The 24,127-nt window shown below is 31.1% G+C and carries 19 protein-coding genes and 6 tRNA genes; 12 read left to right on the forward strand and 13 right to left on the reverse strand.

Annotated features, from left to right (window positions below; all coding sequences use genetic code 11):
• Positions 1 to 80 precede the first annotated feature (80 nt).
• Complete coding sequence (locus ACMC9J_RS03790) at positions 81 to 1,517, forward strand: TrkH family potassium uptake protein (protein ID WP_427003569.1); 1,437 nt, start codon at positions 81 to 83, stop codon at positions 1,515 to 1,517.
• Between the two features lie 57 nt (positions 1,518 to 1,574).
• Positions 1,575 to 2,225, forward strand: a complete 651-nt coding sequence (locus ACMC9J_RS03795) for a potassium channel family protein (protein ID WP_019264981.1) — start codon at positions 1,575 to 1,577, stop codon at positions 2,223 to 2,225.
• A gap of 1 nt (position 2,226) precedes the next feature.
• Here ACMC9J_RS03795 and ACMC9J_RS03800 read toward each other — a convergent pair whose 3' ends face one another.
• From ACMC9J_RS03800 to ACMC9J_RS03835, 8 genes are all read right to left on the reverse strand, one after another.
• Complete coding sequence (locus ACMC9J_RS03800; RefSeq protein WP_427003570.1) at positions 2,227 to 2,835, reverse strand: MBL fold metallo-hydrolase; 609 nt, start codon at positions 2,833 to 2,835, stop codon at positions 2,227 to 2,229.
• Positions 2,836 to 2,884: 49 nt separating this feature from the next.
• Positions 2,885 to 3,033, reverse strand: a tRNA-Trp gene (locus tag ACMC9J_RS03805).
• Between the two features lie 63 nt (positions 3,034 to 3,096).
• Complete coding sequence (gene hjc / locus ACMC9J_RS03810) at positions 3,097 to 3,504, reverse strand: Holliday junction resolvase Hjc (protein WP_004032839.1); 408 nt, start codon at positions 3,502 to 3,504, stop codon at positions 3,097 to 3,099.
• Between the two features lie 31 nt (positions 3,505 to 3,535).
• Positions 3,536 to 3,611: transfer RNA gene (locus ACMC9J_RS03815), tRNA-His, on the reverse strand.
• A 28-nt stretch (positions 3,612 to 3,639) separates the two neighbouring features.
• A tRNA-Leu gene (locus ACMC9J_RS03820) sits at positions 3,640 to 3,722 on the reverse strand.
• 56 nt (positions 3,723 to 3,778) lie between these two features.
• Positions 3,779 to 3,853: transfer RNA gene (locus ACMC9J_RS03825), tRNA-Glu, on the reverse strand.
• 25 nt (positions 3,854 to 3,878) lie between these two features.
• Positions 3,879 to 3,952 (reverse strand) — tRNA-Ile (locus tag ACMC9J_RS03830).
• Between the two features lie 5 nt (positions 3,953 to 3,957).
• A tRNA-Asn gene (locus ACMC9J_RS03835) sits at positions 3,958 to 4,030 on the reverse strand.
• Between the two features lie 201 nt (positions 4,031 to 4,231).
• Between ACMC9J_RS03835 and ACMC9J_RS03840 the strand changes: the two genes are divergently transcribed.
• On the forward strand, positions 4,232 to 5,221 hold the full coding sequence (locus tag ACMC9J_RS03840; RefSeq protein WP_427003571.1) for a radical SAM protein: 990 nt from the start codon (positions 4,232 to 4,234) through the stop codon (positions 5,219 to 5,221).
• Here the strand turns inward: ACMC9J_RS03840 and ACMC9J_RS03845 are convergent.
• Complete coding sequence (locus ACMC9J_RS03845; RefSeq protein WP_019264985.1) at positions 5,218 to 5,550, reverse strand: hypothetical protein; 333 nt, start codon at positions 5,548 to 5,550, stop codon at positions 5,218 to 5,220. The two genes, ACMC9J_RS03840 and ACMC9J_RS03845, sit on opposite strands and share 4 nt — an antisense overlap.
• 101 nt (positions 5,551 to 5,651) lie before the next feature.
• Here ACMC9J_RS03845 and gatB point away from each other — a divergent pair, with 101 nt between their 5' ends.
• The 3 genes from gatB to hisE are packed head-to-tail and all read left to right on the forward strand — an operon-like array spanning position 5,652 to position 8,110.
• A complete protein-coding gene (gatB, locus tag ACMC9J_RS03850) occupies positions 5,652 to 7,004 on the forward strand; it encodes an Asp-tRNA(Asn)/Glu-tRNA(Gln) amidotransferase subunit GatB (RefSeq protein WP_019266735.1) in 1,353 nt (450 codons plus the stop codon).
• A gap of 14 nt (positions 7,005 to 7,018) precedes the next feature.
• Positions 7,019 to 7,819 carry a CBS domain-containing ParB/RepB/Spo0J family partition protein gene (locus tag ACMC9J_RS03855; protein WP_427003572.1) on the forward strand — a complete coding sequence of 267 codons (801 nt, stop codon included), beginning with the start codon at positions 7,019 to 7,021 and terminating at the stop codon, positions 7,817 to 7,819.
• Positions 7,820 to 8,110 carry a phosphoribosyl-ATP diphosphatase gene (gene hisE / locus ACMC9J_RS03860; RefSeq protein ID WP_019264988.1) on the forward strand — a complete coding sequence of 97 codons (291 nt, stop codon included), beginning with the start codon at positions 7,820 to 7,822 and terminating at the stop codon, positions 8,108 to 8,110. It begins immediately after the preceding gene.
• Positions 8,111 to 8,112: 2 nt separating this feature from the next.
• On the opposite strand, the gene ACMC9J_RS03865 is transcribed toward hisE, so the two are convergent.
• Together ACMC9J_RS03865 and larB are read right to left on the reverse strand one after the other, a co-directional pair.
• Entirely contained in the window at positions 8,113 to 8,682 is a 570-nt protein-coding gene (locus tag ACMC9J_RS03865) for a GNAT family N-acetyltransferase (protein WP_427003573.1), read from the reverse strand.
• Between the two features lies 1 nt (position 8,683).
• Positions 8,684 to 9,445, reverse strand: a complete 762-nt coding sequence (larB, locus tag ACMC9J_RS03870) for a nickel pincer cofactor biosynthesis protein LarB (protein ID WP_303999934.1) — start codon at positions 9,443 to 9,445, stop codon at positions 8,684 to 8,686.
• A 49-nt stretch (positions 9,446 to 9,494) separates the two neighbouring features.
• Here larB and hypF point away from each other — a divergent pair, with 49 nt between their 5' ends.
• From hypF to ACMC9J_RS03885, 3 genes are all read left to right on the forward strand, one after another.
• Complete coding sequence (gene hypF / locus ACMC9J_RS03875) at positions 9,495 to 11,744, forward strand: carbamoyltransferase HypF (RefSeq protein ID WP_427003574.1); 2,250 nt, start codon at positions 9,495 to 9,497, stop codon at positions 11,742 to 11,744.
• An 85-nt stretch (positions 11,745 to 11,829) separates the two neighbouring features.
• A complete protein-coding gene (locus tag ACMC9J_RS03880) occupies positions 11,830 to 12,981 on the forward strand; it encodes a hypothetical protein (protein ID WP_331865261.1) in 1,152 nt (383 codons plus the stop codon).
• A 37-nt stretch (positions 12,982 to 13,018) separates the two neighbouring features.
• On the forward strand, positions 13,019 to 13,165 hold the full coding sequence (locus ACMC9J_RS03885) for a hypothetical protein (protein WP_427003575.1): 147 nt from the start codon (positions 13,019 to 13,021) through the stop codon (positions 13,163 to 13,165).
• Between the two features lie 236 nt (positions 13,166 to 13,401).
• On the opposite strand, the gene ACMC9J_RS03890 is transcribed toward ACMC9J_RS03885, so the two are convergent.
• A complete protein-coding gene (locus ACMC9J_RS03890) occupies positions 13,402 to 13,974 on the reverse strand; it encodes an ArsR/SmtB family transcription factor (RefSeq protein WP_019266740.1) in 573 nt (190 codons plus the stop codon).
• A 240-nt stretch (positions 13,975 to 14,214) separates the two neighbouring features.
• Between ACMC9J_RS03890 and ACMC9J_RS03895 the strand changes: the two genes are divergently transcribed.
• The 3 genes from ACMC9J_RS03895 (at position 14,215) to dnaJ (ending at position 17,990) form a co-directional block, all read left to right on the forward strand.
• Positions 14,215 to 14,775 carry a nucleotide exchange factor GrpE gene (locus ACMC9J_RS03895; protein ID WP_304170436.1) on the forward strand — a complete coding sequence of 187 codons (561 nt, stop codon included), beginning with the start codon at positions 14,215 to 14,217 and terminating at the stop codon, positions 14,773 to 14,775.
• Between the two features lie 45 nt (positions 14,776 to 14,820).
• Positions 14,821 to 16,701, forward strand: coding sequence for a molecular chaperone DnaK (gene dnaK, locus ACMC9J_RS03900; RefSeq protein ID WP_427003576.1), 1,881 nt, complete (start codon positions 14,821 to 14,823; stop codon positions 16,699 to 16,701).
• A 140-nt stretch (positions 16,702 to 16,841) separates the two neighbouring features.
• Positions 16,842 to 17,990 (forward strand): molecular chaperone DnaJ, encoded by a 1,149-nt coding sequence (gene dnaJ, locus ACMC9J_RS03905; protein WP_011954293.1) that lies wholly within the window; start codon positions 16,842 to 16,844, stop codon positions 17,988 to 17,990.
• Between the two features lie 205 nt (positions 17,991 to 18,195).
• On the opposite strand, the gene ACMC9J_RS03910 is transcribed toward dnaJ, so the two are convergent.
• The gene (locus tag ACMC9J_RS03910; RefSeq protein ID WP_427003577.1) at positions 18,196 to 24,021 is read right to left on the reverse strand and encodes a hypothetical protein; all 5,826 of its coding nucleotides are present in this window, start codon (positions 24,019 to 24,021) and stop codon (positions 18,196 to 18,198) included.
• Between the last annotated feature and the right edge of the window lie 106 nt (positions 24,022 to 24,127).

Here is a 24,127-nt window from a genome sequence, read left to right on the forward strand (position 1 = left end):
TTTCACACAACTAATATAGAATATACTTATTTTAAATTTACTAGTTAATATTTATATAGCTATTTATTCAAAAACATAAAATGATGAAATATATAACTAAAACAGATTTATACATAGTTAGCCGATATTCAGGAGTAGTAATGATTTGTGTGGGATTAATGTGCTTATTTCCATTACTAATCGATTTAATCTATTTTGAATTTAACTATGCCTGTTTTATTATTCCGGGAGTTTTTTCAGTTATTTTAGGATACATATGTATGAAAGCTCTTGATAAATACTCCAACAGCAAAATGAGATTAAAACACGGGATGATGATTTCATCAATTGCCTGGATGTGGGCAAGTGTCATCGGAGGTGTTGTAATTTCACTTGCAACAGGGACTGATTTTTTAAATGGTATCTTTGAAAGTACTTCAGCATTAACCGGTACTGGAATAACAATGTTTGATAATGTTGAAATATTGCCTCACAGCATATTATATTTTAGAGCATTTGAACAATGGGTTGGAGGATTAGGAGTAGTGGTGATGATGATTGGTATTTTAACAAGACCCGGTACAGCATCTGCTAAATTATACCAATCTGAAGCTCGTGAAGAACGCTTAAAACCAAGTGTCAAAACCACACTTAAAAAAACTATTGAAATCTATTTAATTTATACAATAATTGGAATAATATTATATCTTTTAGCTGGAATGCCTGCTTTTGATTCTGTTTGTACTACATTCTGTATGATTGCAACCGGAGGAATAAGTATTAAAAATGCAAATATTGGGTATTATCACAATGACCTGATTTATCTAATTTCAATTATGCTGATGGTTTTAGGAGCTACAAGCTTTTTAGCACATTATAAAATCATTAAAACAAAAGGAATGTCATTAATTCAAGATTTGCAATTTAAAACATTAATCTGCATAATCACTTTTGTTACAATAATTCTTTATCTGGCATCACATATTATACCGATTGACATTTTATTTACAGTTACCTCAGCAATTACCACAACAGGAGCTAATGTCCAACTGGCTTCCACCATGGCGGGATGGCCGTCATTTGTATTACTTAGTTTAATGATTTTAATGTTAATTGGAGGTTCCAGCGGATCTACTGTAGGTGCAATTAAACTTTTCAGAATAATAACTTATGTCAAAACCATTTACAGACACATAAAAGAAATTCTTTCACCAGACGGCAGAATAATCCCTATTAAAATATCCGGAAGAAGAATATCTGAAAAGGAAATAGGAAAAACTGGAAACTTTATAACATTATATTTAATTATTATTGCAATAACCTGGCTCATATTTTGTTTTTACGGATATCCTCCATTTGACAGCTTATTTAGTATAATATCTCTTCAAGGAAACAACGGATTGGATGTTGGAGTATTGAACAATACTCTCCACCCTGTTTTAAAAGTAGTATCTATTTTAGATATGTGGGTAGGAAGATTGGAAATTTACCCAATATTAGTCTTATTTAGAGGTATTTTTGAAATATTTAAAAAATGAAAATATTTATAATATTCAAAAATAAATTTAATGTATTATTAAAGAGGGAGAGTTGAAATGTATATTATAATAATGGGTGGAGGTCGTGTAGGCCTTAACCTTGCAAATTTATTAATAGAAGACGGACATGACATTACTTTAATTGAAAGTGATGAATCATTATGTTCAGAAGTAGCTGCAGAACTTGATGCACTTGTAATTTGTGGAAACGGAACTAGTTCAAAACTATTGGAAGAAACAAATATTGAAGATGCAGACTTTTTCATAGCTACAACCGGAAATGATGAAGCAAACTTATTATCCTGTATTTTAGTTAAAAAATATAATGTTCCGACAATTATTGCCAGAGTAAGCAATCCTGACCATGAAGAGGCATTTATGGAAGTTGGAATAGACAATGTAATCAGTCCGGAAGTTACAGCTGCAGGACTTTTAGAAAAACTTGTAACAAGACCTAATGTTGCAGACCTAATCACCCTTGGTGAAGGAGATGCTGAAATCTTCGATATGACAATAACCAACAATAAGGTTGTTGGGAAAAAAATAGGGGAAATATCACCAACAAAAGATTATATAATAATAGCTACATACCAAAAAGGCAAATTAGTGATACCTCAAACAGACAGTGTTATAAGCCGTGGAGAAAAAGTCACTGTTCTTGTAAAAAGAGGGGCATTTAAAAAAGTAGCTAAAAAATTAGAAAAATAATTTAAAAATGAGAATAAGACATTTCAATACTCTTTTTCCCATTATTGTCAATCATTCCATGTCCTGGATAGATTGTTTTAACATCTAATTTTTTCAGTTTTTCTACAGATTCTTTTAAATCAGACCAGCTGCCGCCAATATCAGTTCTGCCAACACCACCCTGGCCAAATACTGTGTCTCCACTAATTAAGTTTTCACCATCCCATAAACAGATAGCTCCTTTAGAATGGCCAGGAGTATGAATCACTTCAAAATCTTTTATTTTATCTCCCTCTTCCAATTCAATATCCACTTTATGACAGTTAATTTTGGATCCGAAATGACTGGCTACAGTATCAGGATTACCTTCTTCCCTTAAAGCTATTGCATCAATTTTATGAATAGCTATTTTAGCATTAGGGAAAAAACAGTTACCATTAACATGATCAAAATGACAATGGGTGTTAACAATTAATTTAATATCTTCAGGATTGACGCCATGTTCTTTAAGTTTAGAAAAAAGGTATTCTTTATTATCTCCAGCTCCAGTGTCAACTAACATATCATCAATCAGATAACAATTAGAATCTAAATTATAACCTGGAATCCATATAATATCTTCAGAATTCATAAAAATAGTATTGAAATTATAATATTTAAAAATAGTTTTTTATAAAAAATGGGGTCACAGGGATTTGAACCCCGATCCTGGGATGTCTCTTGCCTCAGTACTCCAATTGATCATCACAACGGATACTGTTCAGTTACGCGTATATTTTCTTCAAAGACAACTGGAGTCCCAGATGATGCCAGGTTACACTATAACCCCAACAGATATGTTATAATAACATACTATTATTAGTATGATTTAATTACTATATAAATGTTATTATCAGAATTTCATTTGCCTGTCAATACCTGTAATTTCATCAATTTCCAAAGCTTTTTCAAGGGCAAAATCTTTTTCAATTTTATAATTATCACTTTTAGTGCGTGGAGTTTTCTCAGGTTCTAAAAATAACCATTTTGTATACTTGAATTTAACTCCAATATATGGTTTAGCACCAAATTTTTCAGAAAACTCACATAATGCATCAATTTGAGGAAAATCTATGTAAATTTTATCTTTAGTTGTAGTTTTGACTTCAATAGCCAAATATAATTTACCGTTTCCAGCTACAACATCAGGCAAAGGTTTCTTAGTTGCACCTCCAGAAGCTGGAGCCCTCATAGCTGCAAAATCTCTTTCCCAAAGTTTATGCACTAAATCCCTTTCTTCAGCAGACCCTTTTTTAGCCATAAGAATAATCTCATAAAAAATAGTTTAATAATGGGGCCGGGGCCGAGATTTGAACCCGAGTCACAGGATCCACAGTCCCGTAGGATGACCGCCTACCCTACCCCGGCATAAGAAATAAATAAAAAATTGTTAGAATGCGGGAGCAGGGATTTGAACCCTGGTAGACCTGCGTCAACAGGTCCTAAGCCTGTCCCCTTTGGCCTCTCGGGCACCCCCGCTTATACAAAAGAAAGGATACATAGAAACCATTAAAAATCTTAACAAGTTTTTAAAATGCTCCGGCCGGGATTCGAACCCGAGTCTTCGGCTCGAAAGGCCGAAATGATTGGCCGGACTACACCACCGGAGCAATAAATGACATAATTTAATTGAAATGGGCCCAATGGGGTTCGAACCCATGGCCTTCCGGTTATGAGCCGGACGCTCTACCTGGCTAAGCTATGGGCCCAAAAGCGCCATCGACAGGGCTCGAACCTGTGACCAATCGGTTAACAGCCGAACGCTCTACCTACTGAGCTACGATGGCATATGAGTACCCACCAGTCTTAACCAAATAAACCCATTCAAATCAAAAGACTTCAAACAGTATTAATTAGTTTGAATTTAATACTATATAAATGTTTTGATTAAATTACATCTAAATAAAATTAGAAGCAAACTATAATATAGTTTGGATAAACTAATATATAACTTTAACTATTAATATTAAAACAAACAATAAAGAATAATGATTAAAATGGATTCTAACATATTTGATTTAATAAAAAAGGCAAATGAAACCACACTAAAAAAACATGGAAATGAAATCAGTCTTGAAAGAGCAATATTCCTTTCCTGGTGGTGTGATAAAGGAGATTGTGCTTTTTGTTACATGTCTACTCAAAAAGATAAAATTAAAGACCCAACCAAAGCTAGACGTAATATACATAACATCTATGCCGAAGCAGAAATGTGTAAGCGTTTAAATTGGAATATTGAATTCCTTTCAGGAGGTTATAAGTCATTTACAACTGCAGAAATTAAAGAAATAGCAACCACCATTAAAAACATTACGGGAGACAGTGTTTGGTTAAATACAGGAATTACAGAGGAGTTGGAAGAATATGGCTCAGAAATAAAAGGAATTACTGGAGCTGTTGAAGTAGCCAATCCTAAACTACATCAGAAAGTATGTCCAAGTAAATCATTAGATAAAATAAGCAATATGTTAGATGTAGCTGGAGATTTAGGATTTGAAAAAGCTATTACTGTAATTTTAGGTCTTGGAGAAACATTAGACGATGTTGATTATTTAATTGATTATATTAAAGATCACAAAATTGACAGAGTAATTTTTTACTCATTGAATCCTCATAAAGAAACTGTATATGCAAATAGCTCACAGCCAGCTTCACTTTATTATGCCCAAGTGGTAGCTAAAGTTAGATTAACATTTCCGGACATTACAATAATCTGCGGAACATGGATTGATAATTTAGCAAATATTGGAATTCTTATTTTAAGCGGAGCCAATGGAATAACTAAATTCCCATTATTTAAAATGTTTGGAACAAAATATGGAAAAAGAGTAGAAGAAGAAGTTAAATGGTCCGGACGCCAACTTAAAGGAACATTTACTGATAAAAAACAACTGGGAAATCCAAAAAGTGATGTTAATTCCGAACTGGACAAATTTATTAAAAGATATATAAAGGAATCTTTGAAAAACAAATATTAAATTTCTAATATGTTAGATTTTGTTTTAAAAGAAACTCCATTAGCTAAATAAGTTAAAGAAGCACCACCAAATGTAATTTTATCAGGAATTACTGCATCATCACCAAAATCCATTTTTAAACTTTCAGTAGATGGAAGTTCTACATCAAAACTGATTGATTTAACTTCACCATCCTCAAAGTTTCCAAAATCATGAGTATAACATTGAGATAATGCCAACACATCTTCTATTAATTCACCAGTATTGTTTTCAACAATCCACTCAATATTTACTTTATTATCATTATCTTTTGATACTAATTTTTGTGTAAATAAAACTTCATCAGACATAAAAATCACAAATATTTATTAATCTATTATTATAAATACTTACATAATATAAATCTATTTTGATTTTCCAAAAAATTGGAGGAATTATTATTAGTGTCAATATGATGTGTGGACTTGAAATCCACGTACAATTAGAAACTGAATCAAAATTATTTTGTGATTGTCCAACAAATTATAAGGAAGCACCAGCAAACTCAAACATTTGTCCGGTTTGTTTAAATCAACCAGGTGCCAAACCATATCCAACAAATGAAAAAGCAATTGAAAATGCATTAATGATTTCTTTAATGCTTAACTGTAAAATCGATAAAGGTTTTACCTACTTTATGAGAAAACATTATGATTATCCTGATTTACCTTCAGGATACCAAAGAACTTCAGTACCTATCGGTTATGAAGGAGAATTAAATGGAGTTAGAATTAGAGAAATCCATATGGAAGAAGATCCGGGTCAATACAAACCTGACAGAGGTACTGTTGATTTTAACCGTTCCGGAATTCCATTAATTGAAATTGTTACAGAACCAGATATAAAATCTCCTGAAGAAGCAAGAACCTTTTTAAAAGAGCTTATTCGTGTATTGCAATATAGTGGAGGGGCTCGTGGAGAAGGTACTATGCGTGCTGATGTAAACATCTCTATAGAAGGTGGAAACAGAGTAGAAATGAAAAACATCAACTCCATTAAAGGAGCTTATAAAGCATTGAAATTTGAGCTTGTTAGACAAAAAAACCTTATGAAGAGAGGTGTCGAAATCAAACAAGAAACACGTGCATACCTTGAATCTCAAATGATTACAGTAGGTATGAGGTTAAAAGAAGATGCTGATGATTACAGATTCATTCCCGATCCTGATTTACCACCAATGGAAATCTCCGATGCTCAAATTGAAAATGTTTTAGAAATAATGCCTGAAGCACCACATAATAAAGTAAAAAGATTTACTGAAGAATATGGAATTGATGCAGAATCTGCTAAAGTATTAACTTCCGAACTTGACTTAGCTATAGCTTATGAAGAAGTAGCTAAACAAATTGATTCCAAATTTGCTTCAATGTGGATGAGAGATGAACTTAAAAGAGTATTATCCTACAACAAACTTGATTTTGCAGATAGTGGAATATTGGTTGAAGACATTGTAGAACTTTTAAAAATGCTTCAAAACAAAGAAATAACCACAAAAGCAGGGCAAAGAATCATTGAGCATATGCCAAACAATAAACAAACTCCAAAAGCAATAGCTGAAGAATTAGGTTTATTGGGTGTTGTAAAAGATGATGAAGTAATAGCTGCAGCAAAACAGGCTATTGATGAAAATCCAAAAGCAGTAAATGATTATTTAGAAGGACAAAAAGCTTCACTTAATTTCCTTGTTGGACAAGTTATGAAATTAACAAGAGGAAAAGCAGACCCTGGAGAAACTGTTAAAATCTTAAAAGAAAACATAGAATAAACAGGAGGTAAACTATGGCTAAAAGCAAGTCATTAGTTAAAGATTATATGACTAAAAATGTTGTTACTGTATCACCGCAAACAACAACATCAGAAGTTATTAAATTAATGAAAGAAAGCGATCACAATAGCTATCCGGTAGTAGAAAACAACAAACTGGTCGGAATGGTAACCTCTTTTGATATTGTAGTAAAAGACTGGGCAGACCATGTCTCAGAACTAATGAGTACAAAATTAGTAGTAGCTAATGAAAATTTAAGTATAAATGATGCTTCCAGAGTAATGTTCAGACGAGGAATCTCCAGAATGCCAGTCATTAATGAAAAAGGTGAAATTGTAGGCATTATTACAAACACAGATATGGTTCGTTCACATATTGAACGTTCCACCCCGAATAAAGTAGATTACTTTAAAAGTACTATGGACCAATTATATGGTATCAAAAGTACTTTGAAACATATGCAAGTTGACACTGATAAAATAAGGCCTACTCAGGACAGAGTTTATGCTGATGAACTTGAAGGAAGAACATATGAACTTAAAATGGGATTAGCTGAACCTGCAATTGTTGTTAAAACTGGAGACAGATGGATTTTAGTAGACGGACATCACAGAACAGTAGCTGCAAAACAGTTAGGCTGTAAAACAATCGATGCATATGTTATTGATTTAGGTAAAGATATTCGTTTAGGCTTAGAAAAAACAGCAGATAAAGCTGGAATAACAACATTTAACGATATTGAGATTATTGATGACGACAAACATCCATTAATAGCTATTACAGAAAGTATACAAGATAACGAGAAAAGTGATTAAATGGCATCAGATGAAATTATTAGAGAAGTTTATAAAGTTTTAGAAGAAAGAAGAGACAATCCTATTGATTCATACACTTCTAAAATAATGCAAGACAGTGATAAAAAAGCAGAAGATAAAATACTTGAAAAAGTAGCAGAAGAATGTGGTGAAGTACTGCTTGCTGCTAAAAATGATGAAAATTTAGTTTATGAATCTGTTGATTTAATATTCCACACTTTGCTTATCCTTGTTTACAAAGGAATAGAAATAGATGAAATTTTTGAAGAATTTGCACGTAGAAGGCATTGAACTTATAATTTAAGTTCCATATTATGCATTCCACGTTCAAAACTTCCTATTTTAACTCTTTTTTTATTGAATTCTCTAAATCCCATTCTTTCATATAATGATTTGGCACCTGTGTTTCTAAAATCTGCATCAAGGGTTACTCTTTTTAGATTATTTTTTTTAGCATAGTCAATTACATCATTTAAAACTTTACTGCCTAAACCTTTTCCTCTTTGAGACTCATCAATAGCTAGCTCTGCAACATGAAAATCTCCTTTTTCTACATCACACAATACAAAATAGTCTAAAATATCAACAATTAGCAATTTTAAACTGACTGTCTTCAAACTATGATAAAATGCTGGTTTTTTAGAAATCCAAAATATCAATAAACCAATAACATTATTATTCTCATCCAAAACAACTTTGGTATCATCAAGGGATTCTTCCTTTTTTAACTGTTTTTCAATTGTTGAAATAGCTTTGTCAGAACTTTTAAAAAGCAAATCAAATGTTCTGAAATCAACATCATAAATCAGTTTAGCTACTTTTCTGGAATCATGTTTAGAGGGATTGAATGTTTCATAAATCAATTTATCTACCTTTTATTATAGTTAGAGCAAATACACCTGCACCAAATCCATTATCAATGTTTACAACTGCTATTCCCGGAGCACATGACTGAAGCATCGCGTTTAAAGCAACAACTCCCCCTTCACCTACACCATAGCCAACAGATGTCGGAACGCCAATAACCGGAATATCAACCAAACCAGCTACAACAGAAGGCAAAGCACCTTCCATTCCTGCACAGACAATTAATACTTCCACACCTTCTTTAATCATGTGTGCTATTTGGGGAAATAATCTGTGAATCCCAGCTACACCAATATCATAAGAAGTTATTGCTTCACATCCTCCTTCTTCAACTATTACCCGTGCTTCTTCTGCAATATTTATATCTGATGTTCCTGCAGTTATAATACCTACTTTTCCTAATGTTTTAGGAACCTCTTTATTTCTGATTACCAATATTTGAGCTCTTTTATTATAGTTTAATTTAAACCCGTCCAAATCCAAATCATTAGCTAATTTTTCATATCTTTCTGAAGATAATTTAGTTACAATCAGATTTTCAGGATTTTCACTATCCAAATAATTTTTGACTATCAATAAGAGATCTCCGTAATCTTTACTTGGAGAAAAAACTGCTTCTGGAAAGCCTGTTCTTGAAGAGCGTGATTTGTCAAATTTAGCAACTTCATCAAATTCTAAAATAGTATCTGCCTTTAAAAGTCTTTCACATTCTTCAATACCAATTTCTTCATTGATTAACTTTTCAAGAATTTCTCTCATATTATCATAACTATTTTATACAATAATTATATTTAAATATATATTGACTATGATGGCAAAAAAGATTTTAACTCAGGGAATTGTTCAGGGTGTAGGATTCAGACCTTATATTTACAGACTTGCAAAAGATTTGAATTTAAACGGATATGTAAGAAATTTAGGAAATGTAGTTGAGATAATTCTTGAGGGAGAAAATATTGACTTATTTATTGAGAGATTACCTAAAGAATTGCCTCCAATAGCTAAAATAGACTCAATGAAAACAGAAGATATAGCTGTTGAAGGTTTTGATGATTTTACAATAATTGAAAGTTCAGATGAATTTTCAGGAGTATCTGTAATACCTCCAGATATAGCTATCTGTGACAGCTGTCTTAATGAAATAAGAAATCCGAAAGACAGACGTTATAAATATCCTTTTAATGCATGTACTGACTGCGGTCCCAGATTTACAGTTATTGACAGTGTTCCTTATGACAGAGTTAGAACTTCAATGGATGAATTTCCATTATGCAACAGCTGCCTTAAGGAATATAGCGAACCTTTAAACAGACGTTATCATGGTGAAGCCATTTGCTGCAGGGACTGCGGACCTCAAATGAAGATATATAAAGGATCAGAAGAAATAGACAGTGATAACCCCATTAAAATAGCTGCAGATAAACTGAAAGAAGGTAAAATTATATCCATTAAAGGAATCGGTGGAACTCATTTAGCAGCTGATGCATATAATGACAAAGCCATTAAAGAATTAAGAAAACGCCTGAATCGTCCAAATCAGGCTTTTGCTGTTATGAGTAAAGATTTATCCTGTGTTGAAAATTATGCCCGATTAACTGATAATGAAATAGCTACAATAACTTCAAATAAAAGACCTATTGTAGTTTTAAAGAAAAACAATAATTATAACTTCCCAGAGTCATTAGCTCCCGGTTTGCACAATATCGGAGTTATGCTGCCATACTCTCCAATGCATTATCTGCTTTTTGATGAAGGAGATATTGATACATATATAATGACCTCAGCCAATACTCCCGGGGAGCCTATGATGATTACGAATACTGAAATTCTGAATTTAGACGGAATTTCAGACTATTCTTTAATCCATAACCGCAGAATTTTAAACAGATGTGATGATTCAGTTATCCGATTTAGAAATGATGCTCTTTCATTTATTCGCAGATCCAGAGGTTATACTCCTGAGCCCTATAAAATCAATTATGAAGTAAATGATTTAAATGTACTTGCCTTAGGCCCCGAGCTTGATGTTACATTTGCAATAGCTAAAGACAATATGTGCTATCCTTCCCAGCATATAGGAAATACAAACAAATTAAAAACTTTAAACTTCATGAAAGAAGCTATTGAAAATATGGAAAGAATCACTAAAATAAATGACTTTGATGCAATTGCATGTGATTTGCATCCACATTTCTTTACAACAAAACTAGCTCATGAATTCGGTGATGAATTTGAGTGTGATGTAATAGGTGTGCAGCACCATCATGCACATAGTGTTGCACTGGCTAATGATTACGGTCTTGATGAAATGATTGTAATAGCTGCAGACGGTGTAGGCTATGGAAGTGACAACACAAGCTGGGGCGGAGAAATATTATACACCGACATTAACAATTTTGAAAGATTAGGTCACCTGCAGCCACATAAAATGCCTGGTGGAGATATGGCAACCAAACACCCAATAAGAATGCTTTTAAGTATTTTAGATGATGGAGAATTAATTGGCAATTATGTTGATTACTTCAAATACGGAGAAATGGAAATTAAAAATATTTACAAGCAATTGGAAGCAGAAATCAATGTTGGATTAACAACAAGTACCGGAAGAGTATTGGACTCTGTTTCAGCAGCTCTGGAAATATGCAATACCAGAACATATGAAGGAGAATGTTCAATGAAATTGGAATCTGTTGCATATTACTCCAAAAATGATCTCGAAATTCCATTTGAAATCAAAGATAATGTATTAAATACCCGTGAAATCCTCCGTGAAGTTGTCAGATTATATCAAAAAGGAGAAAATAAAGCAGATATTGCAAATGCTGCTCAAAATGCAATAGCAAAAGGACTGTCCCAAATAGCTATTGAAAGTGCAGATAAAAAAGGTATTTTCGACATTGGGGCTACAGGAGGTGTATTTTACAATGAAGCAATAACCAATACCTGTAAAAATTACATTGAGAAAAACGGATATAACTTTATTCAGCATAAGAACACATGTGCCGGTGACGGATCTGTTTCATTAGGTCAGGCTATTGTAGCTAAAACAATTTTATAATTTCATGTAATTTTTACATGATTAACTAATTTTTTCAAAATAACTTAAACAAACTTTAAATATTATTCAGATTATATGTTCAAATATGACATCCGAAATAATAATTATGAATACTGATGTAATAGCACTGGCTGCGGACAGTACAATTACAATAAATGATAAAAAAACATATAATGGAGTTAATAAAATATTTATGCTTTCAAATGATCCCCCAATGGGAATTATGGTATTTGGATTAGGAAAATTTGAAAATATCTCCATAGAAACTTTAATCAAAGAATATTCTAAGAAAACTAACTTTAAAAAGCTAAAAAATATAATAAATATTAAAAACGATTTTTTAAAGTATCTAACAGAAGTAACTCAAGCAACAAACATAAACATCTTTCTAGATTCACATTTGAAAAATTTTAAGCAAATGATAAATCAGCAGAGAAACTCATGTAATGAATTAGAGTTTTATCAATTTATAGAAACATTTTCTAATGCAGAAATATTCGAATTTTTAAAAGATATTTTTGAAACTGAAAAATACAATGAAAAGTTTAAAGAGATAATAAAAGAGTATGATGAATCTAAAATTAATTTAAATAATTTAAAAAAATGTTTTTGTTCCTATATATTTAATATATCAACAGGAATATTAATTGCAGGATTTAATAAAGAAGATATGTTTCCATCATATGTTTCATTTAATATAATCGCAAATGTTAATAATACACTACTTTATCAAAACATGGATACAAAATTAAATTATTCTGGAACATTAATAATTCCATTTGCCCAAACAGATGTCATTGAAACTTATTTATCTGGAATTGATGCTAATTTAGAAGATGAAATTAAAAAATATTTCGTGAACATTATGGAAAATTATATTTGCAATATGTATGACCACATAAATGTTGAAAAATTAGAAAAAATAAACGAAATTAAAAACCAGCTGACTAAAAACTTTAAAAATAATATTAATTCTTTAAAAAAAGATTTTTATTCTCCAATACTTGAATCATTAGATTTTTTGCCTAGGGAAGAAATAGGAAATTTAGCAGAATCTCTGATACAAATTACTTCATTAAAAAGAAAAATAGATTCAAATTTAGAAAGTGTAGGTGGAAATATTGATGTTGCCCTTATTTCCAAAGGTGATGGATTTATTTGGAAAAAAAGAAATCCCTATTTTGATCCAAAGATAAATCCCCAATTTTTTGATGAAAAAATGAATAAAAATTTTTAAATAAATAAAAAAATGAATTAATATATGAGGTGAAAAAATGAATCTTAAAAGACTCTCACGAGAATGGAGAACAAGAGGCATCGGTATTGACAAAGAATATTTAGAAAAAATAAATGAACAAAGACACGAAGAATTAATGAAAGAAATAGAATTCGAAAAACGATGGAAAAAAATGGAAAAATAAACAACACAAAAAACTAACCCTGCAAAAATATTCATATCTGCTTAAACACCACAAAAAATAGCCAATAATCTTCTTTTCAAATCTGATAAAAGCATTATAATTCTTTATCCCGAATAATTCTAAAAGTTATACATTCTTTTAACAAAAAATTTGACTGCAATTAACTTACAGATTTAAATAAAATATTTTTTTAAGGTCAAAAAATAAAAAAAGAATAGATACAAACAACAGCTAATTTATTTATTTTTAAGAGTTCGCTCTAAAATATATTCTGCTCTGTTTTTAAGATTATCATATAACCTTATTTGATTCATAAGTTCTGAAATAGCTTCTGTTTGACCATTATCAATTCTTTTTTCAATATCCAATAATTTAGACCATTCATCACCAGAAGGTAATTGGGGCGTATTTAACATATCTTCACTGAAGTTTACATTAAACGTGTTCTTATTAATGGTAATATGAATATTAACTTCATGATCCAAATCATAATATTTACGAGGTCTACCTCTAACAATCTTTTTATAAGAAGAACTTAATATTCCAACGTTTTCCATAGCCCGCAAGTGTTCTATGATTGCTTTTTGACCAATGTTAAGTTCATTTGAAATTTCACTTACAAACATTGGTTCTTCCCTTAAGAGATTTATAATCTCCCTTCTTGTTTTACAGCCCATTACATCAAGTATATCCTCTTTATCAATCCCACATTCAGAATTTCCATAATTACCATTGATTTCAATTATAGAAACTGAATTGGTGTGAGGATTAGCTTTTTTATTTTCTTCAATTTCGTTTGTATCTTTCATAAATATAGATTATACCGAAACCTTTATATAACTTTTTGTTACTATAATAACATACGAGAAAGATAACTTTTTGTTACTTTAATATTTGGTGCAAAAAACTCTTATTAATAACCCTTGTTTTTTGAACCATTTTCCTATATGTCCATAAATTCCAAAATATGCCAATATTAAGTATCAAAAATAAAAATTCTCTACACAAGGGTTATTTAAAGAGTTTTAAAAATTTGAAAAGGTGACTGAATGGCTAATGACAACAATGAAGACCAAAAAGAAGAAGAAGAAACTAAAACTCTTCAGGAAAAATATGATGAAGTTCTTGAAGAATTAGATTCTAAAAATAAAGAGTTAGCTAAAATAAATGAAGACCTTGAAAAACAGAAAGAAGAAACTCAGGAGTATATTTCACTATCTCAAAGACTTCAGGCTGATTTCGAAAACTTCAAAAAAATCAATGAGAAAAAAAGTAAAGATATCATCAAATTTGCCAATGAACCACTTATCAAAAATATCTTAGACAGTTATGAAGATTTAGGAAGAGCACTTGAAAATTCTAAAACTGAAAAAGAATTGAGAGACGGTGTTGAATTAATATATTCTAAAATTAAAGATGTTTTAACTAAAGAAGGTTTAGAAGAAATCCCTGCAAAAGGGGAAAAATTCGATCCATTTAAACATGAAGCACTTATGGTTGCAAATGATGAACATGTGGAAAATGGATATATTATTGATGAACTGATGAAAGGATATACCTTAAAAGGTAAAGTTATCAAATACTCTAAAGTTAGAGTCTGTAAAAAATAATGTTTATTAAATTATTATACAATCAAAAAATAAAGGTGATTAATTATGTCTGATACTAAAAAAGAAAAAATTATAGGTATTGATTTAGGAACAAGTAACTCTGCAGCATCTGTACTTGTTGGAGGTAAACCAACTGTAGTACCATCTGCAGAAGGTGCAAGCCAATACGGTAAAGCATTCCCAAGTTATGTTGCATTTACTGATGACGGTCAAATGTTAGTAGGAGAACCTGCTAGAAGACAAGCTGTAACCAACCCGGAAAACACTATCAGTGCAATCAAAAGAAGTATGGGAACTGATTACAAAGTTACAATCCACGGCAAACAATATTCACCACAAGAAATCTCTGCATTCATCTTGCAAAAAATTAAAAAAGATGCAGAATCTTTCTTAGATGAAAAAGTTGAAAAAGCTGTTATTACCGTACCTGCTTACTTTGACGACAACCAAAGGACTGCAACAAAAGATGCTGGAACTATTGCAGGATTAGATGTTGTAAGACTTGTAAACGAACCTACCGCTGCAAGTTTAGCTTATGGTATCGATAAACAGGAAGATGATGATGTAAATATCATGGTATACGATTTAGGTGGAGGTACCTTAGATGTAACCATCATGGAATTCGGTGGAGGAATATTTGAAGTAAAATCCACTAGTGGGGACACCCAGTTAGGTGGTACCGATATGGATAATGTTCTTTTAAAATACTTATCTGATGAATTCGAAAAAGAAAACGGAATTAACCTTATGGATGATGATCAAGCTGTACAAAGGTTAAGAGAAGCTGCTGAAAAAGCAAAAATCGAATTATCCACTACATTAACCACTGAAGTAAACTTACCATTTATTACAATGGGTAAAGACGGATCTCCTAAAAACTTAATCATATCTCTTACAAGAGCTAAATTAGAAGAATTAGTAGATGGCATTGTTAAAAAATCCGGAAAACCAATGCAACAAGCATTAGATGATGCTAAAATGAGCAAATCAGATATTGATAAAATCATTCTTGTTGGTGGACCTACCAGAATGCCAATTGTACAAAACTATGTAGAAAAATTCATCGGCAAATCAATCGAACGTGGTATTGACCCTATGGAATGTGTATCAATGGGAGCAGCTATCCAAGGAGGAGTATTAGCTGGAGAAATTAAAGACTTAGTTCTTTTAGATGTAACTCCATTATCATTAGGTATTGAAACCTTAGGTGGAGTATCTACTACTTTAATTGAAAGAAACACAACAATTCCTACTAAAAAAAGTCAAATCTTCTCTACAGCTGCAGATAACCAACCATCTGTAGATATTAATGTTCTCCAAGGAGAAAGGAAAATGGCTGCAGACAACACTTCACTTGGAAGATTCCAACTTGTAGGTATCCCACCTGCACCAAGAGGAGTTCCTCAAATTGAAGTTACCTTTGATATTGATGCAAACGGTATAATCAACGTATCTGCAAAAGACAAAGGTACAGGTAAAGAACAAGCTATTACAATTACTTCTTCAACCAAATTATCTGACGAAGAAATCGAAGAAAAAATCAAAGAAGCTGAAATGAATGCTGAAGCAGATAAACAAAAACAAGAAGAAATTGAAGTTAGAAACAATGCAGATTCCTTAATTTACACATCCGAAAAAGCTTTAGAAGAATTAAAAGATAAAGTAAGTGATGATGAAAAAGAAAAAGTTGAAAAACTTGTTGGTGAATTAAGAAATCTTGTAGCTGGCGATGACATTGCTGCTATTAAAGAAAAATCTGACGAATTATCTGAAGTAGTTCAAGGAATTAGTGCTAAAATCTATCAAGAAGCACAACAACAAGCACAAGCTCAACAACAAGCTAATCCAAATGATGGTGCTCAATCTAATTCCTCAGATGATGACGACGGCACAATCGATGCAGATTACGAAGTAAAAGATGATTAGATTAAATAATAACTGTTTTATTATTTCCAAGTAGGTTATATAAAAATCAGAATCAATAAAAACTAACTGTTTAGGAAACATAAAACAAATTATTTATTCTATTTTTTTATTTTTTTAAATAATACTTATAAGGTGACTAAATGGCAGAAAAGCGAGATTATTATGAAGTTCTTGGAGTTGATAAAAACGCTTCAGAAAAGGACATCAAAAAAGCTTATCGTAAACTAGCTATGAAATACCATCCAGACGTAAGTGAGGAAGAGGGAGCTGAAGAAAAATTCAAAGAAGTAAGTGAAGCTTATGCCGTCTTATCTGATGATGAAAAACGTCAAAGATATGATCAATTTGGTCATGCTGGTATGGATGGATTTAGTGCAGAAGATTTCTATCAAAATGTAAACTTCGAGGACATATTCCAGGGCTTCGATATAGGAAACATATTTGATATGTTCGGATTCGGAGGAGGTTCAAACAGAAGGGGCAGACAAGCGGGACCTCAAAGAGGATCAGACATATACACCGAAGTCAAAATAACCTTAGAAGAAGCTTTTAATGGTGTAGAAAAAGAAGTTAAAATACGAAGAAGTAAAATCTGTCCAACATGTAACGGAAATAAATCAAAACCTGGTGTTGAACCAAAAACCTGTCCAACATGTAACGGAACAGGACAGGTAAAACAGGTAAGTAACACAATACTTGGTCAAATGATGAATGTAAGACCTTGTAGAGACTGTGGCGGTACAGGTAAAATCATTACTGACCCATGTGAAGAATGTCATGGAAAAGGTAATGTTAGGGAAAGTAAAACTATTAAAATTGAAATTCCTGCAGGTGTTGATGAAGGTGACCGTTTAAGAGTATCTGGCGAAGGTAACTGTGGAGACCAACCTGGATACGAAGGAGATCTTATAGCTAGTGTTCACATTAGCAGAAATAAAGAATTTCAACGTGAAGGAGACCACCTTTACTACGAACAGCAAATAAGTTTCCCACAGGCAGCACTGGGAGATGTAATTCAAATCCCAACTATTGAAGGGAAAACTGTTGAATTTAAAGTAACTCCCGGAACTCAAAGCGGAACTGTATTTAAACTTAAAGATCAAGGAATGACTTCAGTAAGACATAAAGGTAGAGGAAATCTCTATGTTACTGTAAAAGTTGTTGTTCCTAAAAAATTAAACCACAAACAGAAAAAATTATTAAAAGAATTTGACGAAATAAGTGGAAATGAAATCCACCACGTTGAAAAAGGACTTTTTGACAAAGTCAAGGAAGTTATCAATAGTTAGTTAATTAATTTTAACTAATTATCACCTCTCTTTTTTCCTACAAAATTATTGAATTTGTAATCAATTAAATAATAATTTAAACTACTTTTTTAAAAATTTATAATGATGATTTGATTATAATACTAGCTATTATAAAAAACTAGATATTTAAATTAAATAATGTATATGTAAAAAAAGAAAAAAGTAAGAGAATTATGAATTCTCTTTAAGGACTTATTTTTATTGTGTTTCCAGTTTGGAAGTCATTCCAGTAGGAAGTTATAATGTATTCCCCACTCATTAATCTGATTCCTAAGCTTGCAATACCATCTTTATTAGTAACTTTGTGATAGAAGACACCATTTACATTAAATGATACATTTTGGTTAGCTAATGGCTTACCTTGACCATCTAAAGTTTGTGCAGTAAAATTGCTGCCGTCAAGGTACTTCATAGAGAGATCTTTTGTTACTAAAGTTGGCATGACAGTGACTTTGTTTCCAATATCTAAACCGTCATACATTGTTGTAATGGTATAGTTTCCTGGTCTTAAACTGATTCCTAAGCTTGCAACACCGTGTTTATCAGTAGTTTTAGTATAGAATACTCCGTTGATGTTAAAGGTTACATTCTTGTTTACTGCTAAAGATCCGTCTTTATTGTAGACAGTTGCTTCAAATCTGGAAGCATTTAAGTAATATTTGGTTAAATCATTTTGCATGATTAATGATTTTACAGTTATGTTAAATCCTTTTTCTTCACCGGTTACAGGGTTGTAAGCAGTTAAAATGTAAGATCCCGGTCTTAACATAATACCTAAATCAGCTACACCGTCTTTATCAGTCTTTTTGGTGTAGAAAACACCATGAATGTTAAATTTAACTTCAGTGTTAGCTAATGCTTTTCCTGTACTGTCAGTAAACTTAGCATAGAATCTGGTAGCATTCTGATACATTTTAACCAAATCTTTACTTATAATAGTCGGATTAATAGTTACAGTAATATTCTTACTTATTTTATTATACATATCTGAACCATTATATGAAACAGTAGCCTGATAAACATTAGATACTAAGTTAAGCCCCATTGAAGCAGTACCGTTAGCATCAGTGGTTTTAGCATAAGTTTGACCATTAATAGTAAAGTACACTGTTGCATTAGCTATAGGATTACCTAAATAATCAGTTAAAACAGCAACCATTCTTGTACCGTCTTTGTAAATCATCACAATGTCAGAAATGTTTAAATTAACTTTTTTATTAATATCTACAGTGAAATTAGTCCTGATTACCTGTTTATCATAATTACTGTCTCCAGGATAAGTAACAGTCACATTATAGTTTCCTGCAGTTAAATCTTTAATGGTTAATTTTGCAGATCCGTTAACAAGAACTACATTATAAACATTTTTATCTACAGTTACAGTAATGTTTTCTTTAAGATCTTTAGGACCATTAACAGTAATTACAACATCTTCACCAGCTACACCCGCATCAATATCTACTTTTAAAGAGTCTTTAGCTTTATTAACAGTTAAAGTAGATGAATTTGTAGTTGGAACAATAACTTTTGAGTCATCGACAGAGTAAACTAAAGTGTATTTTCCAGCATTTAATTGTCCAATGACAAAACTAGCTACACCATTTTCATCAGTAACCATGTAATAAGTTTTACCATTAACTTTCAAGGTTACATTTATATTAGATAATAAATTGCCTTTAGTATCCCTTAAAGTAGCATTAGCTATTATAACTTCACCATAATCAAGAGAAATATCCTTAACATCAAGGATTCCTTTTCCTAAAGAAGCACCACCATTATAAGTTACACTCTGACCGTCAACAGTAGCAGAAATAGTATAATTACCTTCTTTTGCTTCAAAACCATTAATAATATTATTAGCTATTGTACCATTAGTCATGCTTAAAGTAGCATTTGCTGCAGACATGTTGAAGTTACGTACTGGTAAAGAACCATTATAATCAGTAAAATTGGTTCCATTAAATACTTTGAAAGCTAAAACAGCATCCTGCAATAAACCTGTTTTGTTGGTAACATCTAAAGTTAAAACCAAATAATTATCTGGAGTAGCAATCTCTTTACTTAATTCAGTTATTACACTATTATATCCAGATGAAAGACGTATAACTGCATTGTAATAAGTTGCATTATTGCTTCCCCACCAATTATTATCTAAATTAAGAGTTATATTAACACCATTAACTTTACCAACTTTTACATCACCATAAATAACAGAATTTTTAATTATAATAGCATCATTTATAGTTGAGGAAGTAACCTCCACTAAATATTCAACATTATCAAAAATACATCCGTCAAATATTCTTGTAGAGTTAATTTTTTCATAAAATATATTTACAGATAGCAAATTGGAAAATGTTGAATTATATACATAAATATCTTTAGGAGTTTGACTTCTACCTCCCCCAACAGTATTCCAACTGTTAAATCCGCCAAATACATAAGATCCCATAGTAGAGGATCCATTTCCGTCAACAGTTACATTATTAAAGACTATTTTTTCAGAACTTCCAAAACCAAGACAGGTTACAGATCTATCTCCCTGATAGATATTACTTGAATTAACAAGTTCCAAAGGAGTTTTTCCAGTTACTGAAATTTTAGTGTTTTCAAGAGTTATATTACCAATTTGACCTACATTAAAAGAAGCAATAACCCTATAATCCATGTTCAAAGAAGAAGCAGATATACTGTCAATAATCTGAGAATTATTCATGTATAAATTACCCTGATTTGCAATTGTTGAAGCTCTAGTTGCATGATTTGCTACAAAAGTTGTATTATCAATTGTTAAATAACCATCATTGTAAATTGCTCCACCAGCATATGCATTTTGACGTTTTACTGGGTCTGCATGACCATTATTAAAGAAATATGAATTTTTAATAGTTAGAATACCTGCAGAGTTAATAGCTCCACCATAATTACCTTTTCCATTAATAAATTCCACTGTATCAATCATTACATGAACATTTTTCTCAACATATAATGCAGATTGTGTATCTTTTCCAACTCTATTAATAGTCATATTAGCTATTTTAAGAGAACCTTTACCTTGTAAAGCTGTGATAAAGTATTTGGCATCAGGATTAAAAATTATTGTTTTGTTTTCTCCATCACCAACAATTGAAATATCCGTATTTACCTGAATATCCAAATCAGCATTAAGATTTCCAGTATAAGTACCTTCCAATACATGAACAGTAACTGTCCTAGATTTAGATTGAGCATATTCTAATGCATTTTTAATGGTTTTAAACGGTTTAGCTAAAGATCCATCTGCAGTACTGTCATTACCTTTAGCATCAGACACATAAACTGTGATATTATCTAAAATAGTATTAATTTTAACAGTTATAGTTCCATTTTTATATATGTAATTTTTACCATTTGCATCATAAGTTCCGCTTAAACTATATTTACCGTCTTCAAATCCGACATAATTATAAGTAGCTATGCCATTAACTACATCAGCAATTCCTGCATAATTTCCATCAATTAAAAATGTAACAGTGTTTCCACTAATAACTGCTCCACTAGGATGTGTTACTTGTGCAGTTAATTTACCTGCTAATTCTGCAACATTTAAATCATTGAAAGTAATTGTAAGTCCAGTTACATTTGCAACACCATTATTAGCAACAGGTGTGGAAATATAAATATCCTTACCTTCAGGAGCATTATTATTTTCAAATAAAGAATCATTAGAAATAGTTAAATCTGGAATATTGCTGGTTTTACCATTTGTTACAGAAAATAAATAAATAGCTCCACCCATAGTGTTAGCAGTGTTATCTTTAAAAGTAACATTGTTAAAGGTAGCTCCTGAAACAGTAGCTGCTCCACCATTAGCTCCGGAGTTATTTATAAATTTGACATTTTCAAAAGTTGCAACAGGAACAAAACTGCTACTACTTATGTAAGCATATACAGCACCACCATCACCAGCAGCACGGTTGTTTATAAAAGTATCATTTATAAATATTGTTTTTGCACCACCAGATACATAAACAGCTCCACCATTAGTTCCAGCATAATTTGAATCATAAATATTATTTATACTTATAATATTTTGGGCATAAACAGCTCCACCTTCAGCATTGCTATTTTTAGGATTAGTATTATTTATGAATTTAGAATTAGTAACAGTTAAATTGTTAGTTCCTCTTATAACTCCACCAAGAGTAGCACCTACATTATCTGCAAAATAGGAATTGTTTATTGTTGCATAACCTAACCACATATTTCCTTTATTGTTAATATAAGTTAAATTATTAAATACTAATTTTGAGTTTTGAGTATCTATATCATATAATAAATTACTATTAGATGTGGAATTTTTAATAATACAATCATTCATAGTTAATGAAGATCCGTAAATTATTCCCCAATTCCAATTAACATTAGTTGCTTTTCCATTAGTAAATGTTAAATTAGTAAGAGATACATCTAATCCTTTATCAAAATAGAAGAAATAATCTTTATCCTGACCATCAATAATTGTTTTACCATAATTTTCACCAATTAAATTTAAAACAACTATTCTATTATATTTTAAATTAACATTGCCAGTACCTAAATAAGTACCATCCATAATATGAATAGTAATGTTGATTGATTTATCTAATCCTGCAGTTATTGCATGATTAATTGTGTTGAACGGATTATTTTTACTTCCGTCACCAGTTGTATCATTACCTTTTGTAGAAACCCAGAATTCCGCAGGGGTTCTGTCAATATTGACAGTTAATGTAGCTGGATTGAAAGTGTTATTTTCTCCATTATAATTACCGTTTATTTCATGTTTACCATTGTCAAATAATTTGGAAACAGAAACTGATGCAAAACCATTATCTGAACCACTTTCACCTACTTTCATACCATCTATATTAAATTCAATATTTCTAAGAGAAGCAATAGTATTTCCCACATCATCAGTTATAGTTGCACTTAAAGTAAAAGTAGTTTTATCAGTGAATACATCATTAAATGTAATAACAGCATTCATAAAACCATTATTATAAATTAATCCCATTTTAGAAGAAGAATTTACAAATTTATTTTGTTTTAATATATTATTCCCTTCTATATATATTACTCCATATTGAGCCCAATAACCAGTCTCTGTATTCGTATTAGTACAATTAATAAATACATTATTCATTATCTGACCATTATCACTTTTAACTTTAAGAGCTGCATCATTGTAATTCCCAACAATATCTTTAAAAGTATTTCCGATTATTTTAGCATTTTTAGAATTATATATGTATACAGATGCCCCGCAGGAATATCCTGTATTAATAGCATTGTAAAAAGAAGAATTACCTATATAAACATTACCATTATTATTATTAAAACATATATCTGGACCTTGATTTGAAGCAGTGTTGTTTTTAAATATAGAATTAGTTACTTTTAAATCCATACCTTTAGAAACAATAGCTCCTTGAGAACTAGTTGCATAATTATTTTCAAATACACAATTATCAACAGTTAAATTACCTCCACAATTAATCATACTTCCAGTATTAGATTTTCCATTAATAAAAGAAATATTTATCAAAGTTAAAGCAGTATCTCCACTAACAGATTTAAGAAATGAACTTACACTTCCACCATCAATGAATGTTTTATCATTTCCCTGACCAACAATAGTTAAAGAACCGCCATATTTTTCATGAGCTAAATTAATCTTTAAATCAGTATTATTACCTCCAGTGAATGTTCCTTTACTTAAATAAATAACTGCATTATCAGAAGCATTGACACTTGAAATACCCTTATTTATTGTAGCATAAGGACTAGTCTGACTACCGGAATTTGAATCATCGCCAGTAGTATTCACATAAATCGTCTTATCATAACTTATCCCATCACCTAAAACAGGAGATGAAGCACTATCAACTGCCAAAACATCAGCAGAAGAATCCTCCTGTGCACTAACTGCACCAAGAGTCAAAATAGCCAGTAAAAAAATACCAACTAACATCAGTTTATTCAATTTCATTAAAATTTCACCAAAAAAATTTAAATTATACTTAAAAAATATCAAGTATAATTAAAATATAAGTATATTTAAAATAATATTTAAAATTTATTAAAATAAATTGCTT

Origin of the sequence: Methanobrevibacter intestini, assembly GCF_047402955.1 — an archaeon.
Lineage (GTDB): Archaea > Methanobacteriota > Methanobacteria > Methanobacteriales > Methanobacteriaceae > Methanocatella > Methanocatella intestini.

Coding starts and splice junctions, on each gene's coding strand:
- ACMC9J_RS03790 (WP_427003569.1), top strand. CDS start 81: ATGATGAAATATATAACTAAAACAGATTTATACATAGTTAGCCGATAT.
- ACMC9J_RS03795 (WP_019264981.1), top strand. CDS start 1,575: ATGTATATTATAATAATGGGTGGAGGTCGTGTAGGCCTTAACCTTGCA.
- ACMC9J_RS03800 (WP_427003570.1), bottom strand. CDS start 2,835: ATGAATTCTGAAGATATTATATGGATTCCAGGTTATAATTTAGATTCT.
- hjc (WP_004032839.1), bottom strand. CDS start 3,504: ATGGCTAAAAAAGGGTCTGCTGAAGAAAGGGATTTAGTGCATAAACTT.
- ACMC9J_RS03840 (WP_427003571.1), top strand. CDS start 4,232: ATGATTAAAATGGATTCTAACATATTTGATTTAATAAAAAAGGCAAAT.
- ACMC9J_RS03845 (WP_019264985.1), bottom strand. CDS start 5,550: ATGTCTGATGAAGTTTTATTTACACAAAAATTAGTATCAAAAGATAAT.
- gatB (WP_019266735.1), top strand. CDS start 5,652: ATGATGTGTGGACTTGAAATCCACGTACAATTAGAAACTGAATCAAAA.
- ACMC9J_RS03855 (WP_427003572.1), top strand. CDS start 7,019: ATGGCTAAAAGCAAGTCATTAGTTAAAGATTATATGACTAAAAATGTT.
- hisE (WP_019264988.1), top strand. CDS start 7,820: ATGGCATCAGATGAAATTATTAGAGAAGTTTATAAAGTTTTAGAAGAA.
- larB (WP_303999934.1), bottom strand. CDS start 9,445: ATGAGAGAAATTCTTGAAAAGTTAATCAATGAAGAAATTGGTATTGAA.
- hypF (WP_427003574.1), top strand. CDS start 9,495: ATGATGGCAAAAAAGATTTTAACTCAGGGAATTGTTCAGGGTGTAGGA.
- ACMC9J_RS03880 (WP_331865261.1), top strand. CDS start 11,830: ATGACATCCGAAATAATAATTATGAATACTGATGTAATAGCACTGGCT.
- ACMC9J_RS03885 (WP_427003575.1), top strand. CDS start 13,019: ATGAATCTTAAAAGACTCTCACGAGAATGGAGAACAAGAGGCATCGGT.
- ACMC9J_RS03890 (WP_019266740.1), bottom strand. CDS start 13,974: ATGAAAGATACAAACGAAATTGAAGAAAATAAAAAAGCTAATCCTCAC.
- ACMC9J_RS03895 (WP_304170436.1), top strand. CDS start 14,215: ATGGCTAATGACAACAATGAAGACCAAAAAGAAGAAGAAGAAACTAAA.
- dnaK (WP_427003576.1), top strand. CDS start 14,821: ATGTCTGATACTAAAAAAGAAAAAATTATAGGTATTGATTTAGGAACA.
- dnaJ (WP_011954293.1), top strand. CDS start 16,842: ATGGCAGAAAAGCGAGATTATTATGAAGTTCTTGGAGTTGATAAAAAC.
- ACMC9J_RS03910 (WP_427003577.1), bottom strand. CDS start 24,021: ATGAAATTGAATAAACTGATGTTAGTTGGTATTTTTTTACTGGCTATT.